Annotated in this window: 23 protein-coding genes and 1 pseudogene; 13 read left to right on the plus strand and 11 right to left on the minus strand. The window is 72.8% G+C overall.

Translation table 11 applies throughout. The annotated features are described in order from the left end of the window. Positions 1 to 17: 17 nt before the first annotated feature. The 3 genes from AWZ10_RS24525 (at position 18) to fxsA (ending at position 3,741) form a co-directional block, all read left to right on the plus strand. Positions 18 to 1,622: an amidohydrolase gene (locus AWZ10_RS24525; protein ID WP_046709179.1), complete on the plus strand. Its 1,605-nt coding sequence runs from the start codon at positions 18 to 20 to the stop codon at positions 1,620 to 1,622. Positions 1,623 to 2,215: 593 nt separating this feature from the next. Next, positions 2,216 to 3,031 carry a polyprenol monophosphomannose synthase gene (locus tag AWZ10_RS24530; RefSeq protein ID WP_046709180.1) on the plus strand — a complete coding sequence of 272 codons (816 nt, stop codon included), beginning with the start codon at positions 2,216 to 2,218 and terminating at the stop codon, positions 3,029 to 3,031. Positions 3,032 to 3,144: 113 nt separating this feature from the next. Continuing rightward, positions 3,145 to 3,741, plus strand: a complete 597-nt coding sequence (gene fxsA / locus AWZ10_RS24535; protein WP_046709181.1) for an FxsA family membrane protein — start codon at positions 3,145 to 3,147, stop codon at positions 3,739 to 3,741. A gap of 255 nt (positions 3,742 to 3,996) precedes the next feature. Here fxsA and AWZ10_RS24540 read toward each other — a convergent pair whose 3' ends face one another. From AWZ10_RS24540 to yczE, 4 genes are all read right to left on the minus strand, one after another. Beyond that, the gene (locus AWZ10_RS24540; protein ID WP_046709182.1) at positions 3,997 to 4,371 is read right to left on the minus strand and encodes an RNA polymerase-binding protein RbpA; all 375 of its coding nucleotides are present in this window, start codon (positions 4,369 to 4,371) and stop codon (positions 3,997 to 3,999) included. Positions 4,372 to 4,637: 266 nt separating this feature from the next. After that, positions 4,638 to 5,993, minus strand: a complete 1,356-nt coding sequence (locus AWZ10_RS24545; RefSeq protein WP_060892047.1) for an MFS transporter — start codon at positions 5,991 to 5,993, stop codon at positions 4,638 to 4,640. A 40-nt stretch (positions 5,994 to 6,033) separates the two neighbouring features. Further along, entirely contained in the window at positions 6,034 to 6,801 is a 768-nt protein-coding gene (locus tag AWZ10_RS24550; RefSeq protein WP_046709184.1) for a glycerophosphodiester phosphodiesterase family protein, read from the minus strand. Next, the gene (yczE, locus tag AWZ10_RS24555; RefSeq protein ID WP_060892055.1) at positions 6,798 to 7,466 is read right to left on the minus strand and encodes a membrane protein YczE; all 669 of its coding nucleotides are present in this window, start codon (positions 7,464 to 7,466) and stop codon (positions 6,798 to 6,800) included. The genes AWZ10_RS24550 and yczE overlap by 4 nt, the downstream gene beginning before the upstream one ends. Before the next feature lie 165 nt (positions 7,467 to 7,631). Between yczE and AWZ10_RS24560 the strand changes: the two genes are divergently transcribed. Continuing rightward, entirely contained in the window at positions 7,632 to 9,128 is a 1,497-nt protein-coding gene (locus AWZ10_RS24560) for an SCO1417 family PLP biosynthesis transcription factor (protein ID WP_060892048.1), read from the plus strand. A 132-nt stretch (positions 9,129 to 9,260) separates the two neighbouring features. Here the strand turns inward: AWZ10_RS24560 and AWZ10_RS24565 are convergent, their stop codons facing one another. Then, positions 9,261 to 10,811, minus strand: coding sequence for an ATP-binding protein (locus AWZ10_RS24565; protein ID WP_060892049.1), 1,551 nt, complete (start codon positions 10,809 to 10,811; stop codon positions 9,261 to 9,263). 37 nt (positions 10,812 to 10,848) lie between these two features. Next, positions 10,849 to 11,043 carry a hypothetical protein gene (locus AWZ10_RS24570; protein WP_005485586.1) on the minus strand — a complete coding sequence of 65 codons (195 nt, stop codon included), beginning with the start codon at positions 11,041 to 11,043 and terminating at the stop codon, positions 10,849 to 10,851. Between the two features lie 271 nt (positions 11,044 to 11,314). On the opposite strand from AWZ10_RS24570, the gene AWZ10_RS24575 reads away from it, so the two are divergent. The 5 genes from AWZ10_RS24575 to AWZ10_RS24595 all read left to right on the plus strand — a co-directional run bounded on the left by AWZ10_RS24575 (position 11,315) and on the right by AWZ10_RS24595 (position 16,694). After that, positions 11,315 to 11,707 carry an ankyrin repeat domain-containing protein gene (locus AWZ10_RS24575; protein WP_037701278.1) on the plus strand — a complete coding sequence of 131 codons (393 nt, stop codon included), beginning with the start codon at positions 11,315 to 11,317 and terminating at the stop codon, positions 11,705 to 11,707. A gap of 302 nt (positions 11,708 to 12,009) precedes the next feature. After that, positions 12,010 to 13,428: a HEAT repeat domain-containing protein gene (locus AWZ10_RS24580; RefSeq protein WP_046702509.1), complete on the plus strand. Its 1,419-nt coding sequence runs from the start codon at positions 12,010 to 12,012 to the stop codon at positions 13,426 to 13,428. Positions 13,429 to 13,567: 139 nt separating this feature from the next. Next, complete coding sequence (locus AWZ10_RS24585; protein WP_046702510.1) at positions 13,568 to 14,692, plus strand: glycosyltransferase family 4 protein; 1,125 nt, start codon at positions 13,568 to 13,570, stop codon at positions 14,690 to 14,692. Beyond that, complete coding sequence (locus tag AWZ10_RS24590) at positions 14,689 to 15,849, plus strand: glycosyltransferase (protein WP_060892050.1); 1,161 nt, start codon at positions 14,689 to 14,691, stop codon at positions 15,847 to 15,849. Before AWZ10_RS24585 ends, AWZ10_RS24590 begins: the two co-directional genes overlap by 4 nt. After that, positions 15,846 to 16,694 (plus strand): SGNH/GDSL hydrolase family protein, encoded by an 849-nt coding sequence (locus AWZ10_RS24595; RefSeq protein WP_060892051.1) that lies wholly within the window; start codon positions 15,846 to 15,848, stop codon positions 16,692 to 16,694. The genes AWZ10_RS24590 and AWZ10_RS24595 overlap by 4 nt, the downstream gene beginning before the upstream one ends. Positions 16,695 to 16,719: 25 nt before the next feature. Here the strand turns inward: AWZ10_RS24595 and AWZ10_RS24600 are convergent, their stop codons facing one another. The 5 genes from AWZ10_RS24600 to AWZ10_RS24620 form a co-directional block, all read right to left on the minus strand. Beyond that, a complete protein-coding gene (locus tag AWZ10_RS24600) occupies positions 16,720 to 17,592 on the minus strand; it encodes a 5-oxoprolinase subunit C family protein (protein ID WP_046702513.1) in 873 nt (290 codons plus the stop codon). Then, positions 17,589 to 18,200: a 5-oxoprolinase subunit B family protein gene (locus AWZ10_RS24605; protein ID WP_046702514.1), complete on the minus strand. Its 612-nt coding sequence runs from the start codon at positions 18,198 to 18,200 to the stop codon at positions 17,589 to 17,591. Before AWZ10_RS24605 ends, AWZ10_RS24600 begins: the two co-directional genes overlap by 4 nt. Then, a complete protein-coding gene (locus AWZ10_RS24610) occupies positions 18,197 to 18,955 on the minus strand; it encodes a LamB/YcsF family protein (protein ID WP_060892052.1) in 759 nt (252 codons plus the stop codon). Before AWZ10_RS24610 ends, AWZ10_RS24605 begins: the two co-directional genes overlap by 4 nt. A gap of 24 nt (positions 18,956 to 18,979) precedes the next feature. Further along, the gene (locus AWZ10_RS24615) at positions 18,980 to 19,777 is read right to left on the minus strand and encodes a putative hydro-lyase (RefSeq protein WP_046702522.1); all 798 of its coding nucleotides are present in this window, start codon (positions 19,775 to 19,777) and stop codon (positions 18,980 to 18,982) included. 65 nt (positions 19,778 to 19,842) lie between these two features. Then, positions 19,843 to 21,162 (minus strand): MFS transporter, encoded by a 1,320-nt coding sequence (locus AWZ10_RS24620; protein ID WP_046702516.1) that lies wholly within the window; start codon positions 21,160 to 21,162, stop codon positions 19,843 to 19,845. Positions 21,163 to 21,346: 184 nt separating this feature from the next. Between AWZ10_RS24620 and AWZ10_RS24625 the strand changes: the two genes are divergently transcribed. The 4 genes and pseudogenes from AWZ10_RS24625 to AWZ10_RS24640 form a co-directional block, all read left to right on the plus strand. Further along, the gene (locus AWZ10_RS24625) at positions 21,347 to 22,042 is read left to right on the plus strand and encodes a GntR family transcriptional regulator (RefSeq protein ID WP_046702517.1); all 696 of its coding nucleotides are present in this window, start codon (positions 21,347 to 21,349) and stop codon (positions 22,040 to 22,042) included. Between the two features lie 71 nt (positions 22,043 to 22,113). Then, positions 22,114 to 23,637: a hypothetical protein gene (locus tag AWZ10_RS24630; protein ID WP_046702518.1), complete on the plus strand. Its 1,524-nt coding sequence runs from the start codon at positions 22,114 to 22,116 to the stop codon at positions 23,635 to 23,637. Between the two features lie 133 nt (positions 23,638 to 23,770). Next, positions 23,771 to 24,649, plus strand: a complete 879-nt coding sequence (locus AWZ10_RS24635; RefSeq protein ID WP_046702519.1) for a hypothetical protein — start codon at positions 23,771 to 23,773, stop codon at positions 24,647 to 24,649. A 99-nt stretch (positions 24,650 to 24,748) separates the two neighbouring features. After that, positions 24,749 to 26,061 (plus strand): annotated as a pseudogene (locus AWZ10_RS24640) (hypothetical protein); the annotation flags it as partial.

Genomic DNA, 26,061 nt, shown 5'->3' on the forward strand with positions numbered 1-26,061 from the left:
CACGCGAAACTGTCCCCATGAGTGATCGCACCGCCTCGTCGAAAACCGTGCTGCTCCGCGGTGGAGAAGTCCACAGCCCCGCCGACCCGTTCGCCACCGCGATGGTCGTGGAACACGGCCAGATCGCCTGGGTCGGCTCCGAGGGCGCCGCCGACGCCTTCGCGGCCGGTGTCGACGAGGTGATCGACCTCGAAGGCGCCCTGGTCACCCCGGCGTTCACCGATGCCCATGTGCACACCACGGCCACCGGCCTCGCCCTCACCGGCCTCGACCTCTCCTGCGCCCCCACCCTGGACGCCGCCCTCGTTCTCGTACGGGAATTCGCGGCCGCCCGTCCGGCCGACCGTGTCCTCCTCGGCCACGGCTGGGACGCGGCACGCTGGCCCGGCGGCCGCCCGCCGACCCGCGCCGAACTCGACGAGGCCACCGGCGGCCGCCCGCTCTACCTGAGCCGGATCGACGTTCACTCGGCGGTCGTCACCACGGCCCTGCTCGACCTGGTCCCGGGCGCCGCCGCCTTCGAGGACGGCCCCCTCACCCGGGACGCCCACCACGCCGTACGTGCCACCGCCCTCGGTGCCATCACTCCCGCCCAGCGCACCGAGGCCCAGCGGGCCGCCCTCGCCCACGCCGTCTCGCTCGGTATCGGCTCGTTCCATGAGTGCGCGGGACCCGAGATCTCCTCCGAGGACGACTTCACGGGGCTGCTGCGGCTCGCCGCCGAGGAGCCCGGCCCCCGCGTGGTCGGCTACTGGGCGGAGCGCGACGTCGAGAGGGCGCGTGCCCTCGGGGCCGTCGGAGCCGCGGGCGACCTCTTCGTCGACGGGGCCCTCGGGTCGCACACCGCGTGCCTGCACGAGCCGTACGCCGATGCCGCGCACACCGGCACGGCGTACCTGGACGCGGAGGCCGTCGCCGCCCATGTGGTCGCCTGCACCGAGGCGGGGCTCCAGGCGGGCTTCCACGCCATCGGGGACGCTGCGGTGGCCTCGGTCGTCGAGGGAGTGCGCGCCGCCGCCGAGAAGGTCGGTCCGGCCCGGGTGAGGGCCGCCCGGCACCGCGTCGAGCACGCCGAGATGCTGACCCCCGAGACCGTCGCCGCCTTCGCCGAACTCGGCCTCACCGCCTCCGTCCAGCCCGCCTTCGACGCGCTGTGGGGCGGCGAGGAGGGCATGTACGCCCAGCGGCTGGGCCTGGAGCGTGCCCGCACCCTCAACCCGTTCGCGGCCCTGCTGCGCGCCGGCGTGCCCCTGGCCTTCGGTTCCGACAGCCCGGTCACCCCCCTCGATCCGTGGGGCACCGTCCGCGCGGCGTCCTTCCACCGCACGCCGGAGCACCGGGTGTCCGTGCGCGCCGCGTTCACGGCACACACGCGGGGCGGCTGGCGGGCGATCGGACGGGACGACGCGGGCGTCCTCGTACCGGGCGCGCCCGCGGACTACGCGGTGTGGCGCACCGGCGAACTCGTCGTCCAGGCACCCGACGACCGGGTCGCCCGCTGGTCCACCGACCCCCGTTCCGGCACCCCCGGCCTGCCCGACCTGAGTCCCGGCGCCGACCTGCCCGTCTGTCTGCGGACCGTGGTGGCCGGGCGAACGGTTTTCGTACGGCCGGGGGAGTGATCTCCCGCGAGGGCGCGGAGCCGACCACGACCCGGCGGCGCGCCGCGCGACCTGCGGCTCCTCCCCTCCGACCAGGCCTTTGCGGGAAAATTCGCAGGTCAGGCAGTGGTTGACAGGTGGCCGCAGGAGACGGGTAGGTTCTGCCGGGTCCACCACCGGACGTCCGATCGGGGAACTTCCGCGCGGTCGTACGGAGCGCCGCTGGGTCGAGGGTGGTGTGCCGTACCGGCGCACCACCACTGGGAGCCAGGCCCAGGGGTCGCGCTCCGGCGAGGGAACGTTCCGGCCCGGTCGGGTAGGTGTGACCCGGGTGGGGCCCGGACGCTCAGTAGACAACGGCTTTCGGTCGACCCGCAGCCAGCGGGCCCCAGGTCGGCCCGAAGGGCGTCGGGCCCCCATCCGCAGGGGGCGACATCGGTACTCCGTCCCGGGTCGGCGTGGGATCTGCCCGTGGCGGGCGCACAGGCTACTCAGAGCGCGCTCCCGCACACCTCCTGTTCAATGGGCACCTCTCCGGGCACCGGCCGACACTCCATCGCAGGCCGTGGCCACTATGGTGGTTCCCTGCGCACGGAGGACTTGAAGGGGCAGCAGTGAACGACGGCGACGGGACCCTCGCGGCGGAAGGCCAGGAGAGGCGGTTCGGCCCGCTCGGCACGGCCTTGGTGATCATCCCGACCTACAACGAGGCGGAGAACATCAAGGCGATCGTCGGCCGGGTGCGGAAGGCTGTTCCCGACGCGCACGTCCTGGTGGCCGACGACAACAGCCCCGACGGCACGGGCAAGCTCGCCGACGAACTGGCCGTCGAGGACGACCGTGTCCAGGTGCTGCACCGCAAGGGCAAGGAAGGGCTGGGCGCCGCCTACCTCGCGGGATTCCGCTGGGGCATGGAGCACGGCTACGGCGTCCTCATCGAGATGGACGCCGACGGCTCCCACCAGCCCGAGGAGCTGCCCCGGCTGCTGACCGCGCTCAAGGGCGCCGACCTCGTCCTCGGCTCCCGCTGGGTGCCGGGCGGACGCGTGGTGAACTGGCCCAGGTCCCGCGAGTTCATCTCCCGCGGCGGCAGCCTCTACTCCCGTGTCCTGCTCGATGTCCCCGTCCGCGACGTCACCGGCGGCTACCGGGCCTTCCGCAGCGAGACCCTCCAAGGGCTCGGCCTGGACGAGGTCGCCTCCCAGGGCTACTGCTTCCAGGTCGACCTCGCCCGCCGCGCGATCAAGGCGGGCTACCACGTCGTCGAGGTGCCCATCACCTTCGTCGAGCGCGAGCTGGGCGACTCCAAGATGAGCCGCGACATCCTCGTCGAGGCGCTGTGGCGGGTCACGGCGTGGGGCGTGAGAGAGCGGGTCGGCAAGGTGCTGGGGCGGAACGGCAAGGGGTCCGGGGACGACAGGCAGGGCTGAGCCTGCGGCGTGGACGGGTTCGTTCGCGGCCGGTGGAGGCCCGGTCGTGTTCCACAGCCGGTCCTGATCATCCCCTTATGCCGTGCTGAGCCTGGGCCAGGCACACTGGGAGCATGACGACTGGCGCTCCGCCCCCGACGTATCCCGCCCGGCCCCGGCGCTCCCGGCTGCGCACGTTTTTGCCGTTGGGTGTCGCCGCGTGGCTGGTGCTGGAGATCTGGCTGCTCACGGTGGTCGCGGGCGCGGCCGGTGGCTTCACGGTCTTCCTGCTCCTCGTCGCCGGATTCGTCGCCGGCTCCGCGGTGGTCAAGCGGGCCGGGCGGCGGGCGTTCCGGGCGCTGAGCGAGACGTTGCAACAGCAGCAGGGCGGTGCGGGTGAGCCGGGCGCCGGGAGTGAACCGGGCAAGAGCGAGGGCAACGGGTTCCTGATGCTGGGGGGCCTGTTGCTGATGCTGCCGGGGCTGGTGTCCGATGCGGTGGGGCTGGTGCTGCTGATTCCACCGGTGCAGAAGGCGTCGGGGCGCTATGCGGAGCGGACCTTCGAGCGGAAGATTCGGGAAGCAAGTTCCGGGGGCCTCGGGGATGCCTTTCAGCAGGCGCGGATTCATCGGCCCGACGGCAAGGTCGTGCAAGGGGAAGTGATTCGGGACGATGAGGGTTTCCGGGACGCTTCGCCGCCGCAGGGGCCGCGCCCGCCGTTGAACCGGTAAGGCGTTCTCCCGCCCCGCCGCCCCTGACCGTCCCATGCCGTCCGGTGCTCCAGGGGTTGGGTGCCCCTTCGATCCGGCTCGGGTGGCTCTTCGCCCGCGGCAGAGTGGGCTTCTCGCGTAGTTCCCCGAGCCCCTGACGGGGTGCGTGGGTCGCACAGGGCGCGCGAAAAGACCGCGGGCGCCGTACATGTTCGTACGGCGCCCACGGTCATCGGTTGCGCTGTTGTGGTTCCGCTAGGCCCCCAGAAGGGCGGGCTATGCGGACTTGCGGCTGTCTCGCGGATGTACCGCGATGTTCATCGCGCCGGAGCGGAGAACTGCGAGGCGCTCCTCGAGGACCTCTTCGAGTTCCTCACGGGTGCGCCGCTCCATCAGCATGTCCCAATGCGTACGCGCGGGCTTGGCCTTCTTTTCCTCAGGGCCGTCGCCGTCCACGAGGAGTGCTTGGACCCCGCAGACCTTGCACTCCCACTCCGGCGGAATCTCCGCCTCGACCGAGAAGGGCATCTCGAAGCGGTGCCCCTTCTCGCATGCGTACTCCACGGCCTGGCGCGGAGCCAAGTCGATGCCGCGGTCCGTCTCGTAGCTGGTCACCACGAGGCGCGTGCCGCGAAGAGCTCGCTCACTCATGAATCGTGCCTCCCGGGCTTGTCGCCCACAGGACAGGTGTCGCTGTCGTCGTCATCCGGTCAACGTCCGGTCGGCGGTAAAGATTCCCGTTGCGTGTCCCGATCCGGGTCACGCGTCGCCGTCGTAGCCGCCCTTGTTGTACCCACCCGCGCCCGGTTTGTCACATCTGACAGCAGATGTCACCCAGCGTTTCGGCATCTTTGACGCGCAGTAACGGTACGCCTGGCAGGCCAAACGCGTACACTACAGCCCTTTCGCTCCCGGCGCTAAATCCTGTCCGGTACGGGGTTGCCCGCGTCGCTGATCGCCCGGCGCACCGGAACCCTCGCGAGCAGGGCGAATCCCAGGACGAAGAAGACGACCAGGGAGATGATCGCGTCCCGATAACTTCCGGTCAGCTGGTATGTCACACCGAACAGCAGCGGGCCCAGCCAGCTCATGCCGCGGTCGCTCATCTCGTACGCGGAGAAGTACTCGGCCTCCTTGCCGGGCGGGACGAGGTGGGAGAAGAGGGAGCGGGAGAGTGCCTGGCTGCCGCCGAGGACCAGACCGATGCCCGAGGCGAGGACGAAGAACCACACGGGCGCCCCGGCCGGGAGGAAGTACCCGGCGGCGAGGATCACCGTCCACGCGACCAGGGAGCCGAGGATCGTGCGCTTGGCGCCGTAGCGCCGGGAGAGCCGGCCCATGCCGAGGGCGCCGCCCACCGCCAGGATCTGCACCAGCAGGACCGCCACGATGAGCGTGGACTGCTCCAGGCCGAGTTCCTCGGAGCCGTACACCGAGGCCTGGGAGATCACCGTCTGGATGCCGTCGTTGTAGACGAGGTAGGCGAGGAGGAAGCCCAGGGTCAGCGGGTGGCGGCGCATGTCGCGGACGGTCGCCGCGAGCTGGCGCAGGCCGGGGGCGGTCGCCTCCCCGGTCTCGCCCGCCGGGCTGCGGCGGTCGCGCAGGCGGCGGAGCGGGACGAGGGTGAAGGCGCCCCACCACAGGCCGGCCGAGGCCAGACAGATACGGACCGCCATGCCCTCCGAGACACCGAAGCTGTCGTGGGCGGTGAAGAGGATCAGGTTGGCGACGAGGACCAGCGCGCCGGCCGCGTAGCCGAACGCCCAGCCGCGTGAGGAGACGGCGTCGCGTTCCTCGGGGCGTGCGATCTGGGGGAGATAGGAGTTGTAGAGCATCATCGCCACGGACTGCGCCGCGTTCGCGACGATCAGCAGGACGCCGCCGAGGAGGTAGCGGTCGCCGTCCAGGCAGAACATGCCCGCGGTCGCGGCGGCGCCCACATAGGCGGCCGCGCCCAGGAGGGGCTTCTTGCGGCCCGTACGGTCGGCCGCCGCGCCCACCAGGGGCATGATCACGACGGCGAGGATCACCGACAGGGACACCGAGTACGCGAAGAAGGAGCCCGCGCGGACCGGTATGCCCAGCGGGTGCACGTAACCGTCGATGTCGGCGGCGGACTTGGCGACCGCGGTCAGATAGGGGCCGAGGAACACGGTCAGGACGCTGGTCGAGTAGACGGAGCAGGCCCAGTCGTAGACGTACCATCCCCGCTGTTCACGCCGCCTGCCCGCGGCCTCGTCGGCTGTGTCCGTCCGCACGGTGTCGGTGCCCACCCGTGCCCTCGCTTCCCCGTGAACGGTCCGCGCGAGGGCCTCAGACCCAGGTTCCCCGGTCCTCAAGCACCTTGCGCAGCGTGTCGATGTGATCGGTCATGATGCCATCGACGCCCAGGTCCAGGAGCCGGTGCATGGATTGCGGTTCGTTCACGGTCCAGACGTGGACGTGCAGCCCGCGCGCGTGGGCGGCGCGTACGAACCGGTGGTCGACCACGGGCACCCCGGACTGCGCCTGGGGCACCTGTGCCGCGACCGCCGAGCGGCGCACCGAGGCCGGAACGCCCCAGGATCGCAGCCGCAGCCCCAGGACCCCGCTCGCGCCGTACGAGGTGGCCAGGCGCGGCCCGGCGAGGCGCTGGGCGCGGGCGACCCGGGACTCGGAGAAGGAACCGACGCAGACACGGTCCCAGGAATCGGTGCGGGCGATGAGATTGAGGAGGGGGTGGAGGGCGGGCTCCGCCTTGATGTCGACGTTCCAGCGGACCTCGGGGAACGCTCCGAGGAGATCCTCGAAGAGGGGGACCGGCTCGACGCCCGCCACGCGCGCGTGCCCGATCTCCTTCCACGGCAGGTCCGCTATCCGGCCCGACCCGTCGGTCATCCGGTCCAGGGTCGAGTCGTGGAAGGCGACCAGCTTGCCGTCGAGCGTGGCGTGGACATCGGTCTCGATGTAGCGGTAGCCCGACTCCACCGCCCGCCGGAACTGGGCCATGGTGTTCTCCAGGCCGTCGGCCGCCCCGCCCCGGTGGGCGAAGGCGATCGGGCCCGGATGGTCTAGGTAGGGGTGGCGTACGAGGGCGGTCACCCGGGCAGTATGGCCCGCTCCGATGGACCGGTGGCAACGACCGTGCTGCCGGATTCCGAGGGGAGGGCGAACACGCGCAGGAAGAGCTGGGCGAGCGGGCCGATGGAGAGGGCGTAGAGGAGAGTGCCCACGCCGACCGTGCCACCGAGGGCGAAGCCGGTCGCCAGCACCGCCACCTCCACGGCCGTCCGCATCAGCCGGACCGAGCGTCCCGTACGGCGGTGCAGCCCGGTCATCAGGCCGTCGCGCGGGCCCGGTCCGAACCGGGCCGCGATGTAGAGGCCCGTCGCCACGCCGTTGAGCACGATCCCGCCGACGAGGAGGGGAATCCGTACGGCCATGGTGTGCGCCTCGGGCACCAGGGCCAGGGTGGCGTCCATCGCGATGCCCACCACGAAGACGTTGGAGACCGTGCCGAGACCGGGGCGCTGGCGGAGCGGGATCCACAGCAGCAGCACTATCGCGCCCACGATGATGGACACCACGCCGATGGTCAGGCCGGTCAGCTCCGCCAGGCCCTGGTGCAGCACGTTCCACGGTTCCAGGCCGAGTCCCGCCTGCACGAGGAGCGCGGAGCTGGCGCCGTACAGCGCGAGGCCGGTGTAGAGCTGGGTCAGCCGTCGGCCCAGACGGCGCTGTGGATGGTCCTGCGGGTCCTGTCGCAGATCCTGCTGCGGTTCGTGCGGTGGTTCGTGCGGTGGCTCGTGCGGTGGCTCGTGCTGTGTGGGCAAGACTTCCCCCTGGTGGTGCCGGTGGCCTGACGCATGACACTCTGTGGCTTGGAGAGTGCAGTCATCCATGGCCAATTCGGGGAAGGTGGACTGGAAATCATGGCGCAGTGGACTTCAGCGGTAGGAGCGGCCCAGCTCGCCCGGCTGCTCACCTCGCAGCAGGAGCGCCCCGCAGGCCCCGGCACCCGCCGCCCGCCCGCCTACCGTGCGCTCGCCGACGGGATCCGGCTGCTGGTGCTGGAGGGCCGCGTGCCCGTGGCCGCCCGGCTGCCCGCCGAGCGCGAGCTGGCCCTGTCCCTCTCCGTCAGCCGGACGACCGTCGCGGCGGCCTACGAGGCACTGCGCACGGAAGGGTTCCTGGAGTCTCGGCGGGGAGCGGGCAGCTGGACCGCCGTGCCGGCCGGGAAACCGCTTCCCGCACGTGGACTCGAGCCCCTCCCGCCCGAGGCGCTCGGCTCGATGATCGACCTGGGCTGCGCGGCCCTGCCCGCCCCCGAGCCCTGGCTCACCCGGGCCGTGCAGGGCGCGCTGGAGGAACTGCCGCCCTACGCCCACACGCACGGCGACTACCCGGCCGGGCTGCCCGCGCTCCGCTCCATGCTCGCCGACCGCTACACCGCGCGCGGCATCCCGACGATGCCCGAGCAGATCATGGTGACGACGGGGGCCATGGGCGCCATGGACGCGATCTGTCACCTCTTCGCGGGGCGCGGGGAGCGGATCGCGGTGGAGTCGCCGTCCTACGCCAACATCCTGCAGCTGATGCGGGAGGCGGGGGCGCGGCTGGTGCCGGTCGCCATGGCCGACGGGCTCGCCGGATGGGACATGGACCGGTGGCGGCAGGTCCTGCGGGACGCGGCGCCCCGGCTCGCGTACGTCGTCGCCGACTTCCACAACCCGACCGGCGCGCTCGCCGACGATGACCGGCGTCGGGGGCTCGTCGACGCGGCGCGGGGGGCCGGGACCGTGCTGGTCGCCGACGAGACGATGAGTGAGCTGTGGCTCGACGACGTCGAGATGCCGCGTCCCGTGTGCGCGTTCGATCCGGCGGGGTCCACCGTCATCACGGTCGGGTCGGCCAGCAAGGCCTTCTGGGCGGGGATGCGGATCGGGTGGGTGCGGGCGGCGCCGGATGTGATCCGGAGTCTCGTCGCGGCGCGGGCCTATGCGGATCTGGGGACGCCCGTGCTGGAACAGCTGGCCGTGAACTGGCTGATGAGTACGGGGGGTTGGGCGCAGGCCGTGGGGATCCGGCGGGAGCAGGCGCGGGGGAACCGGGACGCGTTGGTGGCCGCGGTGCGGCGGGAGCTGCCGGACTGGGAGTTCTCGGAGCCTCGGGGCGGGCTGACCCTGTGGGTCCGTACCGGGGGCCTGTCGGGGTCGCGGCTCGCGGAGGTGGGGGAGCGGGTGGGGGTTCGGGTGCCGTCCGGACCCCGGTTCGGGGTCGACGGGGCGTTCGAGGGGTATGTGCGGCTGCCGTTCACCGTGGGGGGAGCGGTCGCCGAGGAGGCTGCCGCGCGGTTGGCCGCTGCCGCGCGGTTGGTGCGGGACGGGGCGTCGGGCGGGACCGAGGGGCCGCGGACGTTCGTGGCGTGAGGCTCCGCCGGGTGGGCGCGCGGCGGTTGCCGTCGGGCGGGGCAGGGTTTCGCCTCCGGTGCCTGCCGGGTGCCGCTGCGCCCCCCGTGACGTGGGTCGCGGCACGGGGGCCCGCGGTGGGGCGGGGGAGCCTCAGGTCTCGGCCACCGCGGCTTTCGTGAGGGAGTCCGGTGGGGTCGTGTGCGGTGGGAGGAGGGCCAGGACCGCCTGGCGGTGGGGTTCGGGAGTGTTCTCGTCGTAGGGGTCCGGGGTGGTGGGGACCTGGAGGCGGAGGGTGGGTGCGGGGCCCAGACGGGCGTACCCCCGGCCCGGGGGGACGTCCGGGGTGGGGGTGGTGGGGGGTGCCGTGCCCAGGACCGCTTCCACTTGTTCGGGGGAGGCGGGGCCCAGAACCACGCGGGCGCGGGTGTGCCGGCGTACCGCGTCCGTGAGGGTGTCCAGGTGGTCGAACTGTTCGGTGATCACGACGGTGACGTTGACCGCGCGGCCGTGGCGCAGGGGGACCTGGAGGAGGGACTGCGGGTCGTGCCGGCCGTCGGTCGAGGCGAGGTGGGTCAGCACGCTCGGGCGGTCGAGAAGGAGCCACAGGGGCCGGCGGATGTCGTCCGGTGCGGATTGCCCCGCCTGGCGGGCCCGGTTCGTGGCGATCAGCCGGCGCTCCGTCTCCTGGGAGGCCCACTCCAGGCTCGCCAGGGCTCCGGAGAGACCGCACTCCACGGCGAGGACCCCGTCGCGGCCGGTGAGGCAGGCGTACTCGCCGCTGCCGCCGCCCTCGACGATGACGACGTCGCCGTGCTGGAGGGCCTGGAGGGCGATCGAGCGCAGGAGGGTCGTCGTACCGCTGCCCGGTTCGCCCACGGCCAGCAGATGCGGCTCGGTGGAACGCAGGCCGGTGCGCCAGACGACCGGCGGCACGTCGCGCTGCTCCTCGCCGGAGGAGAGGGGAAGGGTGCGCTGGACGTGGACGGCGTCGGTGAAGCCGAGCACCGTCTCGCCCGGGGCCGTCACGAAGCGCTGGGCGGTGATGTCGGTGGCGAGTGGGGGGAGGACGGCCACGGTGAGTTCGTTGCCTTCCTCGTCCCAGGTGAAACGGTACTCACGGCCGCGGCCCGCCTTGGCGTGCAGCAGCTGCTCGATGCGCGCGCGGGCCTCCGGCTCGCCGTCGGTGAAGTACGCGGGGTAGCGGATCAGCAGATGACAGACGCGGCCCGTGCCGTCGAACGCGTAGGTGGGGAAGGCCTTGTCCCAGGCGCCGCCGTGCGAGTAGAGGGGTTCGGGGTCCTCGGCGGCCGAGAAATAGGGGACCAGGGCTTCGTAGAGGGAGCGCAGACGCTGGGTCTGGGACTCGTCGGGGCCGACGGGCTCCCGGACGGCTCCTGCCCGGCCCGCCCAGGCTGCCGCCGCCATCAGGGCGATGACGGCGAGCAGCAGGCCGTACGGCACCAGGGTCACGACCAGGACGACCGAGGCCGCCAGGAAGAGCAGTGACCCGCGGCGGTCCTTCGGGGTCTCGGCCCATCTGCGCCGCCCGGCGGCGACCAGCCGGCGCAGTCCACGCGTGATCGTGATCAACGGGTGGAGCACGTCGGTGGCGCCGTCGGCGGCCGTCCGGGCCAGCTCCCGGCTCCTGGCGAGGTGCGCGCCGCCGGTGCTCAGAATGCGGGGGAGGGGGACCCGGGCCACAGCTGTCTCCTGGGGGTGCGTACGGATGGGGACGGGGTCAGAACTTGATCCCGCCGAGGAGGCTCGCGAGGCTCTCGCCGCCCGCCGTGATGCTCGGGGCGATGCCCGTGCTGGCGAGGTAGAACCCGAAGAGGGTGACGACGATGCAGTGCGAGGCCTTGAGGCCGTCCTTGCGGAAGAACAGGAAGACGATGACGCCGAGCAGGACGACGCCTGAGATGTTCAGGATCATTTGGGTTCTCCTGGTTGATGGGGACAGTCACCATGAGTTCTTCCAAGGTCACAGCATGTATCCATACGATAAAAGGTGCAACTGGGTGAAATTCGGCATATTTCGCCTGAGTGGCGGAATCCGGGTTGGGCCGTCCGGGCTGGGCTGTTGCGCACGACGGGACTCGGTGTGATCTTTGCCTCGGCTCTGTCCGCTGATGTGCGCGGTGAGCCAGTACCCTGGCGATTCACCCGTTCGGCTCGAAACGCGTTTGTGAGAGGTGGTCCCGGCGATGAGCGAAGCCCCCGACCCGGAGGTCGTGGAGCTGGCGACCAGGATCTTCGATCTGGCCCGACGGGGCGAGACCGAGGCGCTCGTGTCGTACGTCGACGCGGGGGTTCCGGCCGACCTCACCAATGACCGCGGCGACTCACTCGTGATGCTCGCCGCGTACCACGGTCACGCCGATGCGGTACGGGCCCTCCTGGCCCGTGGCGGTGCGGCCGACCGCGTCAACGACCGGGGTCAGACTCCCCTGGCCGGGGCGGTTTTCAAGGGCGAGGAAGGCGTCGTCCGGGTCCTTCTGGACGGCGGGGCCGACCCGGTCGCGGGCACTCCGAACGCGATCGACACCGCCCGGATGTTCGGCAGGAACGAACTGCTCGGACTGTTCGCAGCACACTGATCCACGTTTTCTGACCAGGTAAAACACGAAAGACGGGGGAGGCGGTACGGGGCCGCCGGATATTTCGGTCGCGGTAGGAAGAACCGCCGGGTCATCATGACGTCGTGATTCACGGACATGATGGCTGGGCAGCTGTTGCCGCACCGCGTGGGCCGTGATGCGGTCCGCATGGGCCACCGACGAGAGGCAGAGGAAGATGGTCTACAGCAAGCAAGAGACGGCGGGCGCCCCGACGTGTTGTCACGCGGCCAGGTAAAGCAAGATCCCCGGTTGCGTCGACGCTTGATGTGAGGCTGTTTCCCATGTTCGAACCGGTCATAGCGCCCAGCGGTACGCTGCTCGGCCTGCTGCAGCGGGGCCGCGGCGACGGCACCCTGCACGCGCTCACCGCCCCGCGGGCCGAGGCGCTCGCGGCACTGAACCACTGTGTGCTGAGCGACCCCCGCCACGACTGGCAGGTGGAGAACCGCTCCCTGTACTACGCCCGTCTCTACCTCGATCTGAGCGGCGAGCTCGACGAGATCGAGCGGCACCTCTTCGACGCCGAGGACGTGCTGGACTCCGACGAGTCACGCACCGGGCTGGCCCTCGCGGTCCTCGGGCACCTCGCCTCGTACGGCAGGCGGGACGCGCTCGAACTGCTGCGCGGCTACGCCGCCGTGGGCACCAGCTGGGCCTGGGCCCTCGACGAGCTGGCCCTCAGGGACGACGACGAAGGGCTGCGCGCCCTCGCCGAACCCGTCCTGGCCCGCTTCGCCACCGATCCGGAGGGCGAGGCCGAGCTGGCCGCCGCCGTCCGCGACGCCTTCGAACCCCGGCCCTGGCGGCTGTGGGCCGACGATCCCCGCGACGCGATCGCCACCCGCGTGCGTGCCGCCCACGAGACCGGCTGCTTCGACCGCTGGCAGCGGCAGATGCGCCCGACCGGCCCTCGGCCCGGGTGGAGCGTCCAGGCCGTGTTCGAGTGGGCCCAGCAGGGCATCGAACGCGGAGCCGTCCTCCATGTGCCGGCCGCCCGGTGTCTCACGGCCGTCGCCGGCCCCGAGGACCGGCCCGAGATCCTCACGGCCGCCCGGTCCGGGGACGACGGCGCCCGCTGCACCGCCCTGCGCTACCTCGCCGACGGCAACGATCCCGACGCCCTCGAACTGATCGAGGGCGCCGTGAGCGACGGAACGACGATGGTCGTGGAGGCCGCCGTCGACGCCTTCGAACGGATGCGCAGCATGGCCGCCGTCGACCGGGCGCGCGGCTGGGTGCACCGGCCCGACCCACTGGGCGCCGCCGCCGGACGCATGCTCGCCTGCCTCGGCGGAGCCAAGGACAGCGACCTGGTGCTCGGCGCGCTGCGGGAGGCCGTACGCGGAGAAGGGCCCGACGCGCCGACCCTGTGGACGCTCGTCGACGGCACCGGCCGTCTGGGCATCGTCTGCGCCGCGCCCGTCCTGCGCCACATCTACCGCGAGACCGCCTCCTCCCACCTCCGTGGCCGCGCCGCCCGCGCGCTCGCCGCCACCGACCCCTCCTTCCCGGCCGGCTTCGCCGTCGAGTGCCTCTGGGACTGCGAGGAGACCACCCGCGAGATCGCCGCCCGGCACGCCGAGACGGGTGACACGCGAGTCGTCGACCAACTCCGCCGGCTCGCCGCCGACCCGGCCGAGGAGGCCGAGGTCCAGACAGCCGTACGCAGCCGAATCGGTCCAGACATGCCCGCAATGTGAACACCGGGTGGCTCGGACGCCAGGAGGGCATGGACGCCGCCTGACCTGGACATGTGCGCAGCGCAACGCTCATGGGACGTTATCCGCCCGGAAAGATCCACGTTGACGCGGCCACGTCCAGCACGACGACAACACGGGTATGCGTGTCGTCATAGTGACCGAGTCCTTTCCCCCCGATGTGAACGGCGTGGCCCACTGCGCCCTGCAGACCGCGCGCCACCTCGTCGCGCGGGGGCACGCCCCGCTCGTCGTGGCCCCGGCCACCGCCCAGGGAGCCGGAGCAGACCTCCGGGCGCCGTGTCCCGTGGTCCGCGTCCCTTCCCTTCCGCTCCCGGGCTACCCCCAGGTCCGGGTCGCCCTGCCCAGCCGCCGGGTCGCCGCGGCGATCGTCGAACACCGGGCCGACATCGTCCACCTGGCCAGCCCCTTCGTCCTCGGCGTGCGGGGCATGGCGGCCGCCGCGCGCCTGGGTGTCCCCGCCGTCGCCATCTACCAGACCGACCTCGCCGGATACGCCCGCACCTACGTCCACGCCGGCGAGACGGCGGCCTGGCGGCGCATCCGTTCCGTGCACGCCGCCGCCGACCGCACCCTCGCCCCGTCCACCGCGGCCCTGCGCGACCTGGAGGCACACGGGGTCCCCCGGGTCAGCCTGTGGCCGCGCGGGGTGGACACCGCCCGATTCCGCCCCGGCCTGCGCGACGAGGCGCTGCGCCGCGAACTGGCGCCCGGCGGTGAGCTGATCGTCGGTTACGTCGGCCGCCTCGCCCCCGAGAAGCAGATCGAGTTGCTGGCCGGAGTGTGCGGCCTGGACGGCGTACGCGTCGTCGTCGTGGGCGACGGGCCCAGCGAGCCAGGCCTGCGCGAGGCCCTGCCCGGAGCCGTCTTCCTCGGCCGCCGCACCGGCGACGATCTCGCCCGCATCTTCGCCTCGTTCGACGTCTTCGCCCACACCGGCCCCTTCGAGACCTTCTGTCAGACCGTGCAGGAAGCCATGGCCAGCGGGGTTCCCGTCGTGGCGCCCGCCGCCGGAGGCCCGCTGGACCTCGTCGCCCACGGGCGCACGGGGCTCCTGGTCCCGCCGCGCGACGCGGCCGCAGTACGCGACGCCGTGTGGTCCCTGGCCGCCGATCCGGCGCTCCGGGCCGCGTACGGTTCCGCCGGACGGGCCATGGTCGAGGGGCGCACCTGGGCGGCCGTCGGCGATCAGCTCATCGGGCACTACGCCGATGTGCTGACGGCGCGGACGGCGGTGGCGGCATGAGCGGGGCCCCCGACCAGAGGCTGCGGATCGTCCGGATCGCCAACTTCGTCGCGCCCTCCTCGGGCGGTCTGCGGACCGCGTTGCGAGAGCTGGGCAAGGGTTTCGAGGCGGCCGGGCACGAGGCCGTGCTCGTCGTGCCCGGTGAGCGCCACACCGACAGCGCGACCGAGCAGGGGCGGGTGATCACCCTGCCCGGGCCGCTGCTGCCGGGGACCGGTGGCTACCGCGTCCTCACGGACAAGCGTCGGGTGGCCGGCCTGCTGGAGTCGCTCGCGCCCGACCGGCTGGAGGTCTCCGACCGGACCACGCTGCGCTGGACCGGGGCGTGGGCCCGGCGGGCCAGGGTCCGTGCGGTGATGGTCTCGCACGAGACCGCCGACGGGGTGCTGCGGACCTGGGGCCTGTCCGAGGGGATGGCCCGGCGGGCCTCCGACGCCCTCAACGTCCGTACCGCCCACACCTACTCGCGGGTGGTGTGCACCACCGAGTTCGCCGAACGGGAGTTCGTACGGATCGGTGCCCGGAACGTCGTCCGGGCGCCCCTGGGCGTCGACCTGGCGGGACGGCATCCCGCGCTGCGGGACCCGGCGCTGCGCGAGCGGTACGCGCGCACAGACGACGTTCTGCTGGTGATGTGCTCCCGGCTGTCCGTCGAGAAGCGGCCCGGTACGGCCGTCGACGCCCTGGAGGCGCTGCTGCGGCGCGGACGGCGGGCCGTGCTGGTCGTCGCCGGGGACGGGCCGCTGCGCGGCAGGCTCGAACAGCGGGCCAAGGGGCTGCCGGTGACCTTCCTGGGGCATGTCGGAGACCGCGGCGCGCTGGGCGCCCTCCAGGCCTGTGCCGATGTGGCCCTGGCCCCCGGGCCCGCCGAGACGTTCGGCCTCGCCGCGCTGGAGGCGATGGCCTGCGGGACACCCGTGGTGGCCAGCTCGTCGTCCGCGCTGTCGGAGGTGGTCGGGTCGGCCGGGGCCACGGCCCCCGACAGCGGGGAGTCCTTCGCGGACGCCGTCGAACTGCTGCTGGACCGGCCCGAGGAGGACCGCAGGGAGGCGGCACGCGCGCGTGCCGAGTGCTTCGGCTGGCAGACCGCGGTGGACGCGTTCCTCGCCGCGCACGACGCGACCGTCGGGCGCTCGGTGCGGGAGGGCGTCGGATGAGAGCCCCGCGGTTCGTGGCCCTCGGCGACTCCCTCACCGAGGGCGTGGGCGACCCCGTCGAAGGCGGTTGGCGGGGCTGGGCCGCGCTCCTCGCCGACGGGCTCGGACCGGGCGTGGAGTTCACCAACCTGGCCGTCAGCGGCTCCCAGACGCGCGACGTGCTCGACCGGCAGCTGTCCGCCGCGCTCGCGCTCCGCCCGGACATCACCTCCGTCGTCGTCGGCGTCAACGACACTCTGCGCTGCACCTTCGACATCCACGCCGTCGCCGCCCGCCTCGACGAGATCTACGGGGCCTTCCGGGAGCGGGGCACGGTGCTGCTCACCGCGTGTCTGCCCGATCCCGGGGCGATGCTCGGCCTGCCCGGGGCGCTGGCCAGGCCGCTGGCCCGGCGGCAGCGGGCCGTCAACAGCGTCGTCCACGCCCTGTCCGAGCGTCACGGGGCGGTCCATCTGCATGCCGCGGAGGGCGCCTGGCTGACGGACCGCGCGATGTGGAGCGCGGACCGGCTGCACCCCGGTGAGCGGGGGCACCGGCAGCTCGCCGTCCGCTTCCACACCCTGCTCACGGAGGCGGGGATCGCCACGGGTCCCGCTCCTTCCGAGGAGCCGGAGCTCGCGGTGCCCACGCGCAGCGCCGGTCTCTGGTGGCTGGCCACCGCGGGGACTGGCTGGGTGGCCCGGCGCTGCACCGACCTGCTGCCGCAGCTCCTCGCCCTCGCCGCAGCCGAGGTCCGCCACAAGGCCCGCGGCACCAGCGCCCGGCTCGACCTGTCCGCCTCCCACGCGGTCGCGTCGGCCCTGGCGGCGCTGTCCGCACCGGATAGGCGGCCGGAGGTGGCGTGAGGCGGCACGAGAGGAACGGCGCCGGTCAGCGGCGGTGTCGTACGGCGACGAACCGCACCGGTGTGCCCGGCACGGCCTGGGCCGCGCCGGGCAGGTCCGCCGGGTGGACCACCGCGATCACCGGGTAGCCCCCGGTGGTCGGGTGGTCGGCGAGGAAGACGACCGGGCGGCCGTCCGGTGGCACCTGGACGGCGCCCAGCACCATTGCCTCGCTGGGCAGTTCACCCGCCCGGGAGCGCTCCAGGGCGGGCCCCTCCGTGCGCAGCCCGATGCGGTTGCTCGCCGAGGAGACGGCGTAGGGGCTCCTGGTGAGGGTGCGCAGCGCCGCGTCCGTGAACCAGCCGTCGCGCGGGCCCAGGGTGACGCGCAGGACGAGCTCCGAGGGCGGCGCCGGGTGCGGGACGACGTCCACGCGCGCGTGGAGGCGGCTCGGGCGGCCGAGCGGGAGCACCGTGCCGTCCGTCAGCGGCGGCGGGCCGAGGCCGGACAGCAGGTCCGTGGAGCGGCTGCCGAGGACCGGCTCCACGGTCACACCACCGGAGACGGCGAGATAGCCGCGTACGCCGCAGCGCGCCGCCCCGATGTCCAGCACCGCCCCGCCGGGGACCCGTACGGGCGCACCCCAGGCCACCGGGCGGCCGTCCACGGTCACCGGGCAGGGGGCACCGCCGACGGCCACGGTGACCGCCGAGCGGGGCCGCACGGAACAGCCGGTGAGGGTGGTCTCCAGGACGGCCGCGTCCGGGGAGTTGCCCACCAGACGGTTGACCAGGGCGGCCGCCGGCGCGTCCAGGGCGCCCGAGCGGGGCACGCCGAGGTGGGCGTGGCCGGGGCGGCCCCGGTCCTGGACGGTGGTCAGGGCACCGGCCCGGACGACGACGAGGGCGCGGTCGGTCACGGCACCGCCACCGGTGTGAAGCGGACCCGGGTGCCCGGCGCCAGCAGAGCGGCCGGCACGCGCGCGTGGTCCCACAGAACGGCGTCCGTCGTACCGATCAGCTGCCAGCCGCCCGGGGAGGAGCGCGGGTACACGCCGGTGTACGGGCCGGCCAGGGCGACCGACCCCGCGGGGACGGCCGTACGCGGAGTCGCCCGGCGCGGGACCTCGCGGGGCAGCCCCGTGAGGTAGCCGAAGCCCGGGGCGAAGCCGCAGAAGGCCACGCGGTACTCGGCCGCCGCGTGGATGTGTGCCACCTCGGCCACGTCGACACCCCAGTGGGCGGCGACGTCCGGCAGATCGGGGCCGTCGTACCGTACGGGGATCTCGACGGCTTCCTCCGCGCGCGGGGGGACGGGCGGAATGTCCCAGGAGGCGAGGCGCCCGGCGAGGCGGGACGGGTCGTCGAGGCCGTCCAGGAGAACCGTACGGGCGGCGGGGACGATCTCGGCCGCCGACAGCTCGCCCGTCGCGCGGCGGCGCAGCAGCTCGGCGTGGAGCGCCTCGGCCTCCTCGCCCGTGCCCACCTCGATCAGCAGCGCGCGGTCCCCGACCGGGAGCGCCCTCATGAGAACGCCTCCACCCGCACGCCCGTCGCCGCCAGCTCGGCCCGCACCCGCCGGGCCAGCTCCACCGCGCCCGGCGTGTCACCGTGCAGGCAGAGGGAACGGGCCCGGACGGGGACGCGCTCCCCGGAGCGGGACACGACCGTGCCGGAGCGGGCCAGGCCGAGCGACCGCTCCACCACGGCGTCGGCGTCCGTGATCACGGCGCCCTCCTGGCCGCGCGGCACCAGAGTGCCCCGGTCGGTGTACGCGCGGTCCGCGAACGCCTCGGTGACGGCGGGCAGGCCGGCCCCCTCGGCCAGTTCGAGGAGGCGTGAGCCGGGCAGGCCGAGGACCGGCAGCGTGGTGTCGGCGAGGAGCACCCCGGCGACCACCGCCGCCGCCTGCTCCTCGTCGTGCACGACCCGGTTGTAGAGCGCGCCGTGCGGCTTCACGTACGACACGCGTGTGCCCGCCGCGCGGGCGAAGACCTCCAGGGCACCGATCTGGTACGCCACCTCGGCCGTCAGTTCGGCGGGCGGCACGTCCATCGCGCGCCGCCCGAAGCCCGCCAGGTCGCGGTAGGAGACCTGGGCCCCGACCCGTACGCCGCGCTCGGCCGCCAGCTCGCAGACCCGCCGCATGGTGACCGCGTCCCCGGCGTGGAAGCCGCAGGCCACGTTGGCGCTGGTGACGACGGACAGCAGCTGCTCGTCGTCGGTCAGCGTCCAGCGGCCGAAGCCCTCGCCGAGGTCGGCGTTGAGATCGATGGAGCTCATGAATGCCATTCTCCCGCTTGTTCGTCAAAGGACGCGGTACTGCTCGTCGCGGGCGTCGGTCAGGAACATCTGGCCCGGTGCGTGGGTGATCGCGAACGGTGGGCGCGAGGCCATCACCGCGGCCTGGGGTGTCACCCCGCAGGCCCAGAACACCGGGATGTCGTCCGGTTCGGCGACCACCGGGTCGCCGAAGTCGGGGCGGGACAGGTCCGCGATGCCGAGGCCCGCCGGCTCGCCGCAGTGCACCGGGCCACCGTGCACGGCCGGGAGCAGACTGCTCTCCCGGATCGCGGCCGCCAGGTGCTCGGGCGGCACCGGACGCATCGACACCACCATCGGGCCGCGCACCCGCCCGGCGGGCCGGCACGCGCGGCCGGTGACGTACATGGAGACGTTGCGGCCCTGCTCGATGTGGCGCATCGGAACGCCCGCCCCGGTCAGCGCCCACTCGAAGGTGAAGCTGCATCCGATCAGGAACGACACGAGGTCCTCCCGCCAGACGTCGACCACGTCCGTCGGTTCGGCCGTCAACTCGCCGTGTTCCCAGACGCGGTAGCGCGGCAGGTCGGTGCGCAGGTCCGCGCCCCGGGCGAGCGGGGTCGTCCACGCACCGGCGTCCGTGACGTCGAGCACGGGGCAGGGCTTGGGGTTGCGCTGGCAGAACAGCAGCATGTCGTACGCCCAGTCGGCGGGCACCGAGACGAGGTTCGCCTGGGTGTGCCCGGCGGCGACCCCGGCGGTGGGGCCGGACACGCCCGAACGGAACCGGGCACGCGCCTCTTCGGGGGTCCACGCGTGCGCGTGCGGGTCGACGAGGGTCATGGGGCGGTCAGAGGGACGGTCGTGCTCGCCGCGGTCCGAGAGGCGGTCCTGTGTGGTCACGTGGTTCACACGAGTTCCTTTCCGCGTGTTTCCGGGAGGCCGAGCAGGGCCGCAGCCGCCAGGCCGTAGCCGATCGCGCCGAAGACCAGCGCGCCGCCGACGCCCCAGCTGTCGGCCAGGAAGCCGACCGTGGTGGGGAAGACGGCGCCCACCGCGCGCCCGGTGTTGTAGGTGAAGCCCTGCCCGGTGCCCCGGACGGCCGACGGGTACAGCTCGCTGAGGAAGGAGCCGAAGCCGCTGAAGATCGCCGACATGCAGAACCCCAGCGGGAAACCGAGCACGAGCAGCAGGGTGTCGGCGCCGCTCGGGATGTTCGCGTAGGCCAGGATGCACAGTGCCGAGAGCACGGCGAAGAGCCAGATGTTCCGCCGGCGGCCCAGCCGGTCGGTGAGATAGCCGCCGGTCAGGTAGCCGATGAAGGCGCCGGAGATCAGGAAGGTGAGGTAGCCGCCGGTGCCGACGACCGACAGGCCCCGCTCCGTCTTCAGATAGGTGGGAACCCAGGTCGCGAGCGTGTAGTAGCCGCCCTGGACACCGGTGGAGAGCAGCACCGCGAAGACCGTGGTGCGCAGCAGGCCCGGCGTGGTGGGCGTGCCCGGCCGGAAGATCGCGGTGAACGAACCCTTCTCGGCGCTCTTCTCGCGTGCGGCCGCGGCCTGCGGGGCGTCCTCGACGGAGCGGCGTACCCAGATCACGAGCAGCGCGGGCAGCGCGCCGGTCCAGAACATCACGCGCCAGGCCAGGTCGTCGTCGAGGAAGGTGAAGACCGTCGTGTAGACGATCACGGCCAGTCCCCAGCCCACGGCCCAGGAACTCTGGATCGCGCCGAGCGTGCGCCCCCGGTGCTTGGCGCTCGCGTACTCGGCGACCAGGATCGCGCCGACCGCCCACTCGCCGCCGAAGCCCAGCCCCTGCAGGGCTCGGAAGACCAGCAGGGTCTCGTAGTTGGGCGCGAAGCCGCAGGCCACGGTGAACACCGCGTAGGTCACCACGGTGATCATCAGCGCCTTGACCCGGCCGATCCGGTCCGCGAGCACGCCCGCGGCGGCACCGCCGATCGCCGAGACGACCAGGGTGACCGTGGTGAACAGCCCGGTCTGGCCGTTGTCCAGGCCGAAGTAGGCCGTGAGCGCGACCATGCTCAGCGGCAGCGTGAAGTAGTCGTACGAGTCGAGCGCGTAGCCGCCGAACGCGCCGCCGAAGGCGCGGCGGCCACGCGGACCGAGGGCGCGCAGCCAGCCGAACGCGCCGTCGTCGCCGGCCGGTCCACCCGTGTCGGGCAGGTCCGTGGAGGTCGGGGCCTGGGAGGGAGGGGTCGTACTCATGGGCACCTCGCGGTGAGGGAGAGGGTGCGTGAGATCTGAGCCGTGTCGTGCGGGAGCCGGAGCGGGAGCGGGGTGGCGCCGGGGGTCTGGCGGTGCGGCACCTGCCCAGCAAGGTAGAGGATCGTTGAACGATCCTTCAATACCCATGTTGTCTCGTTCTTGTCTCTGCGGTTGAATTCCGGGCATGGCCGCCGAACTGACCGGACTTGCCGACGACCGCGCCCTCCTGGGGCGCACCAGCACCGCCGAGCGGGTTTCGGACATCCTCCGGAGCCGGATCGCCGAGGGCTTCTTCCCGCCCGGGACACGGCTGTCCGAGGACAGCATCGGCGGCGCCCTCGGCGTCTCCCGCAACACCCTCCGCGAGGCGTTCCGCCTGCTCACCCATGAACGACTCCTCGTCCACGAGCTGAACCGCGGTGTCTTCGTGCGGGTGCTGACCGTCGAGGACGTCGAGGACATCTACCGCACCCGCCGCCTCGTCGAATGCGCCGTCGTACGCGGCCTCGGGGCCCCGCCGTACGGCCTCGGCGGGCTCACCGAAGCCGTCGCGGAAGGGCAGCGGGAGGCCCGTGAAGGTGACTGGAAAGGTGTCTCCACCGCCAACATCCACTTCCACCGCGAACTGGTCGCCCTCGCCGGCAGCGCCCGCACCGACGAGCTGATGCGCAGTGTCTTCGCCGAACTCCGGCTGGCGTTCCACGTGGTGGACAATCCACGCAAGTTGTACGAGCCGTATCTGGCGCGGAATCTCCTCATCCTGCAGACGCTGCAGCAGGGGGACCGGGACGAGGCCGAGCGGTTGCTGGCGGACTACCTCGACGATTCGCTGAAGAACCTGGTGGACGTGTACGGGCGACGGGTCGCCGACGTCCCCTGAGACGCCGTGCCCGGCCCCGCCCGGCGGAACGATTTGGGTCGTTGTCGGACCCAGGACCTAGTCTGTGCACCGTGACTTCACCCGCATCGACGGACCGTGTTCCGCCGCAGCTCGGCGCGGGGCCGCGCCCAGCGCCGGGCCCGGCCGCCGACGAGGGACTGGCGCGGCGGCTGCGCGCGCTCGCCTGCACCGCGCCGCTGCACGACCTGGACGCGCGCAAGGCGAACCTCGCCGGTGAGTACTCGGTGTACGGCATGGCGGAGGTCGCCCTTTCCGCCATCGACCTGGTCACACTGAACATGGACTTCGACACGGGCGCGGACCACGACCAGGTCGTCGCCCGCCTCATCCCGCGCATCGCGGCCCAGGCCCCGCACCGACCCGTCGAGGAACACGAGCGGGTGGCCCGCTGGGTCCTGGAGAACCTGATCAACGTCGGCAGTGTCGACCGCGGCTTCCGGGCCGTGTACGGGACGTTCGCGCCCGACGGCACCTATGTCCGCCGCGACTACGACTTCAAGCTGATCGAGGAGGTCCCCGGCTACGGGGGCGGCGTCTACCTCCGTACGACCGACGAGGCCGTCAACGTCCTCGTGGGTGCCCTCGACACCGATGTCACCAGCGCCCAGATCGCCGCCGAGGTCAAGCTGGAGGTCCTGATCAGCCGGGGCCGGCTCGCCGACGCGCAGCTCGCCGCCGAGCAGGCGCGCTACCGGACCGTGCAGTACTCGGAGACGCTGCGCAGGGCGCTGGACGCCACCCGGCGCAACGTCCGCGCGGTCGACTGGCTCCAGACCGTGCCCGACATGATCGCCGAGGCGCTCGACCACGTCGCCGACCGCTACCGCCACGAGAACGCGATCCTCACCAACATCCGCAAGGCCCGCGACGAGTCCGAGGAGCCCGAGCACAAGCGGCGCGCCGCGGAGCTTGTCGACATCGTCAAGGACTGCATCCGACGGCACACGCAGTTGCAGTCCCGGCTGCTGGAGGCAGGTCCGCTGTTCCGCGCGGAGCAGGACCGGCAGGCCTTCGCCACACCGATGACGACCTCGGGGACGGATCTCTACGGGCACCTCCTCGCGCCGCTGCTTCCGCTGCCCGTGGAGCAGGCCAGGCGGGTGACCGACGCGTTCTTCGCGCGCGGGACGGGGCTGCGTACGCCCGGGTCCGTACGGGTGGGGGACCTCGTCGATCTGCTGTTCACGCCGCCGGTGGAGCGGGAGCACCTCGGGGCGGAGATGCCGGAGCCGGATCTGATCGCCACGCCCGACGACAGCCGGTTCAGCGAGGAGCAGTTGGCTGCGGCGAAGGTGCTGCTGGATCTGCCCGCGGACGCGCCTCGGCGGTTGTCGGGGCTGCTGGCGGAGGCGCGGCTCCAGGATCCGGAACTGCCGTATCTGGTAGCTCTGTTGGCTGTGCACGCCGCGAGTCCGCCGGTCGGTACGGCTTATCGGCAGGGCGAGGAGAAGCTGTTGTTCGCCGTGGACGACGGGACGGAGCTGGACGATCCCGAGTTCGGCGGGGCCGATCTGATCGTGGGGATGGCCTTGTTGGATGCGGCGGGGATGGCAGCCGATCGGGAGGCGGCGTGAACGCTCCGCCGACGGAGCCGGAGAGCCGTCGGTCGTGTGTCGGCTGCGGGTCGTCCGTGACTGATCGCGCAGTTCCCCGCGCCCCTGACCCTGCCGTCCCGCCCTCTTGCCCTGAGATCAAGGAGTTCCTGCCGTGAGTGAGCATGTCGAGTGGAGTGAGCCGGAGACGGCTGCCGCTCCGGTGGCCGCTGCCCTCACTCCCGCCGACGCCGCCGATGCCGCTCGGCTCGTCGCCTTCGGACTCCAGCCGAAGCTGCAGCCCGCCCGGGACCAGGAGTACGGGGAGCTGCTGCGGCGGTATCGGGAGGATCCGGCGTTCGCCCGGCTCGCCGACGCCGTGGCCACCGGGCTGGGGCTGGTCGTGCTGGAGGTGTCGCCGCGGGCGGGGATGGCGGTGACGGCGGCCGAGGACTCGGTGTTCGCCGTCCGGATGGGCGACTACGCGCGGCGGACGTCCGCGGACTCGGTGGACCGGTTCCTGCACGGTCTGGCGCATCTCGCGGTGGCCGCGATGGCGTTTCCGCGGCCGGAGGACCTCGCGGACGACGGATACATCGGGCGCGTGTCGGTCAACGGGGTCGACGCCTTCGTACGGCAGGCCTGCCGGCGGCTGGAGGAGCGGGCCGAGGAGCAGGGGGAGAACACCGACCCGGCGACCGACGCGCCGAGCCTGGAGTCGGCCTGGCGGATCTGGGCCAGACGCAGCTCCACCGGGGCCACCAAGGACGCGCGCCGACTGGCCGGGTCCACCACCGGCATCATCGGCAAGGCGGTGGGCTTCCTGACCGACTCGGGGTTCCTGCAGCGCACCGGGGACGACAACGGCGGTACGTATCGGACGACCGCGCGTTATCAGCTCCAGGTACGGGACATGGCGGGCAGCGCCGCGATGGCCGAACTGCTGGAGCTGGGCATCGTGCCGGTCACCGACGGCTCGGCCACGCTGCTGCCCGCCGAGGAGAGCGACGATCTGGAGCTGGTGGCCGACGCCGGCCTGCCGTTCCACTCCTGATCACCACGACCACCCGCACGCCCCTACGACCACACCCGACGGCCCGCCGTCACGACCGCACCGCACGAACCACCCTTACGACCGCGAAAGTCCGCCGCCATGTACGAGCTGTCCCGGGTCCGCCTCTACTCCATCGGGCCGGCCGGTGCGCGTTACGCCGACACCGTGCTGGACCTGCGGGGTGTGGGCGAGTACGTGCCCGACCCCGCGCCGCAGCAGGCGGAGTTCTTCGAGGAGGAGCCGACCGGGCCGCCGCGCCGGCCGGCACCGGCCGGTGTGCTCTTCCTGGAGAACGGCGGCGGCAAGTCGGTCCTGCTCAAGCTGATCTTCTCGGTGATGCTGCCGGGCCACCGGAACACCCTGGGCGGTGCCAGCTCGGGTGTGCTGCGGAAGTTCCTGCTCGCCGACGACTGCGGGCACGTCGCACTGGAGTGGCAGCACACGCTGACCGGTGAATGCGTCGTCGTGGGCAAGGCGAGCGAGTGGCGGGGGCGGCAGGTCTCCAACGACCCGAGGAAGTTCGCCGAGGCCTGGTACTCCTTCCGGCCCGGTCCGGGGCTGAGCCTCGACAACCTGCCCGTGGCCGAGTCCACCGCCGTGCGGCCGCCCGTCGAGGGCGCGTCCGGCGCGCAGGGCCGGCGGCGGACCATGAAGGGCTTCCGGGACGCCATCACCGAGGCGGGCAAGGCGTATCCGCACATCGAAGTGCACTGGGAGGAGATCCACGACCGTTGGAACGAGCATCTGACGGACCTCGGTCTCGACCCGGAACTCTTCCGCTACCAGCGGGAGATGAACTCCGACGAGGGCGAGGCCGCCGGACTGTTCGCGGTGAAGAAGGACTCCGACTTCACCGATCTGCTGCTGAGGGCCGTCACCGACACACGTGACACGGACGGCCTGGCCGACCTGGTCGGCGGGTTCGGCGACAAGCTCGGGCGGCGGGCCGAGTTGATCGCCGAACGGGACTTCACCGCCGGATCCGTTGATCTGCTGGGCCGGATCGTCGAGTCCGCCGAGGGACGGTCACGGGCACGGGACATCCACGCGGGCGCCGAGCGGCGCACCCGCACCCTGGCCCGACGTCTTTCGGCTCGGGCCGCCCGGGAGCGGCTGCGGGGCACCGATCTCGCCCAGCGGGTCACCGCCGCCGCGTACGCCGTCACCCATTCCGAGGCCGCCCGCGACCGCAGCGCGCTGATCGCGGCCGAACTCGCCTACCGGCACGCCTCGTTGGCGCTGGCCGCCGCGGAGAAGTCGGCCGCCGCGCAGAAGCGCGAGCTGGCCGACGCGCGCACCCTGCACTCCGCCTGGCAGGCGGCCGAGGCCGTGCTCAGGCACCGGACGGCCGCCGACCGCGTGGCACGGGTGGCCACCGCCATCCAGGAGGCCGAACGGGACGCCGCCCCGGC

The sequence above is a fragment of the Streptomyces europaeiscabiei genome (genome assembly GCF_001550375.1).
In the GTDB taxonomy this organism is placed as follows: Bacteria; Actinomycetota; Actinomycetes; order Streptomycetales; family Streptomycetaceae; genus Streptomyces; species Streptomyces europaeiscabiei.

Bases quoted from the DNA above. Each gene is read 5' to 3' on its own strand.
- AWZ10_RS24625 (WP_046702517.1), top strand. From the start codon at position 21,347: ATGGCCGCCGAACTGACCGGACTTGCCGACGACCGCGCCCTCCTGGGG.
- AWZ10_RS24540 (WP_046709182.1), bottom strand. From the start codon at position 4,371: ATGAGTGAGCGAGCTCTTCGCGGCACGCGCCTCGTGGTGACCAGCTAC.
- AWZ10_RS24585 (WP_046702510.1), top strand. From the start codon at position 13,568: ATGCGTGTCGTCATAGTGACCGAGTCCTTTCCCCCCGATGTGAACGGC.
- AWZ10_RS24610 (WP_060892052.1), bottom strand. From the start codon at position 18,955: ATGAGCTCCATCGATCTCAACGCCGACCTCGGCGAGGGCTTCGGCCGC.
- AWZ10_RS24575 (WP_037701278.1), top strand. From the start codon at position 11,315: ATGAGCGAAGCCCCCGACCCGGAGGTCGTGGAGCTGGCGACCAGGATC.
- AWZ10_RS24570 (WP_005485586.1), bottom strand. From the start codon at position 11,043: ATGATCCTGAACATCTCAGGCGTCGTCCTGCTCGGCGTCATCGTCTTC.
- AWZ10_RS24605 (WP_046702514.1), bottom strand. From the start codon at position 18,200: ATGAGGGCGCTCCCGGTCGGGGACCGCGCGCTGCTGATCGAGGTGGGC.
- AWZ10_RS24560 (WP_060892048.1), top strand. From the start codon at position 7,632: ATGGCGCAGTGGACTTCAGCGGTAGGAGCGGCCCAGCTCGCCCGGCTG.
- AWZ10_RS24580 (WP_046702509.1), top strand. From the start codon at position 12,010: ATGTTCGAACCGGTCATAGCGCCCAGCGGTACGCTGCTCGGCCTGCTG.
- AWZ10_RS24525 (WP_046709179.1), top strand. From the start codon at position 18: ATGAGTGATCGCACCGCCTCGTCGAAAACCGTGCTGCTCCGCGGTGGA.
- AWZ10_RS24620 (WP_046702516.1), bottom strand. From the start codon at position 21,162: ATGAGTACGACCCCTCCCTCCCAGGCCCCGACCTCCACGGACCTGCCC.
- AWZ10_RS24615 (WP_046702522.1), bottom strand. From the start codon at position 19,777: ATGACCCTCGTCGACCCGCACGCGCACGCGTGGACCCCCGAAGAGGCG.
- fxsA (WP_046709181.1), top strand. From the start codon at position 3,145: ATGACGACTGGCGCTCCGCCCCCGACGTATCCCGCCCGGCCCCGGCGC.
- AWZ10_RS24590 (WP_060892050.1), top strand. From the start codon at position 14,689: ATGAGCGGGGCCCCCGACCAGAGGCTGCGGATCGTCCGGATCGCCAAC.
- AWZ10_RS24595 (WP_060892051.1), top strand. From the start codon at position 15,846: ATGAGAGCCCCGCGGTTCGTGGCCCTCGGCGACTCCCTCACCGAGGGC.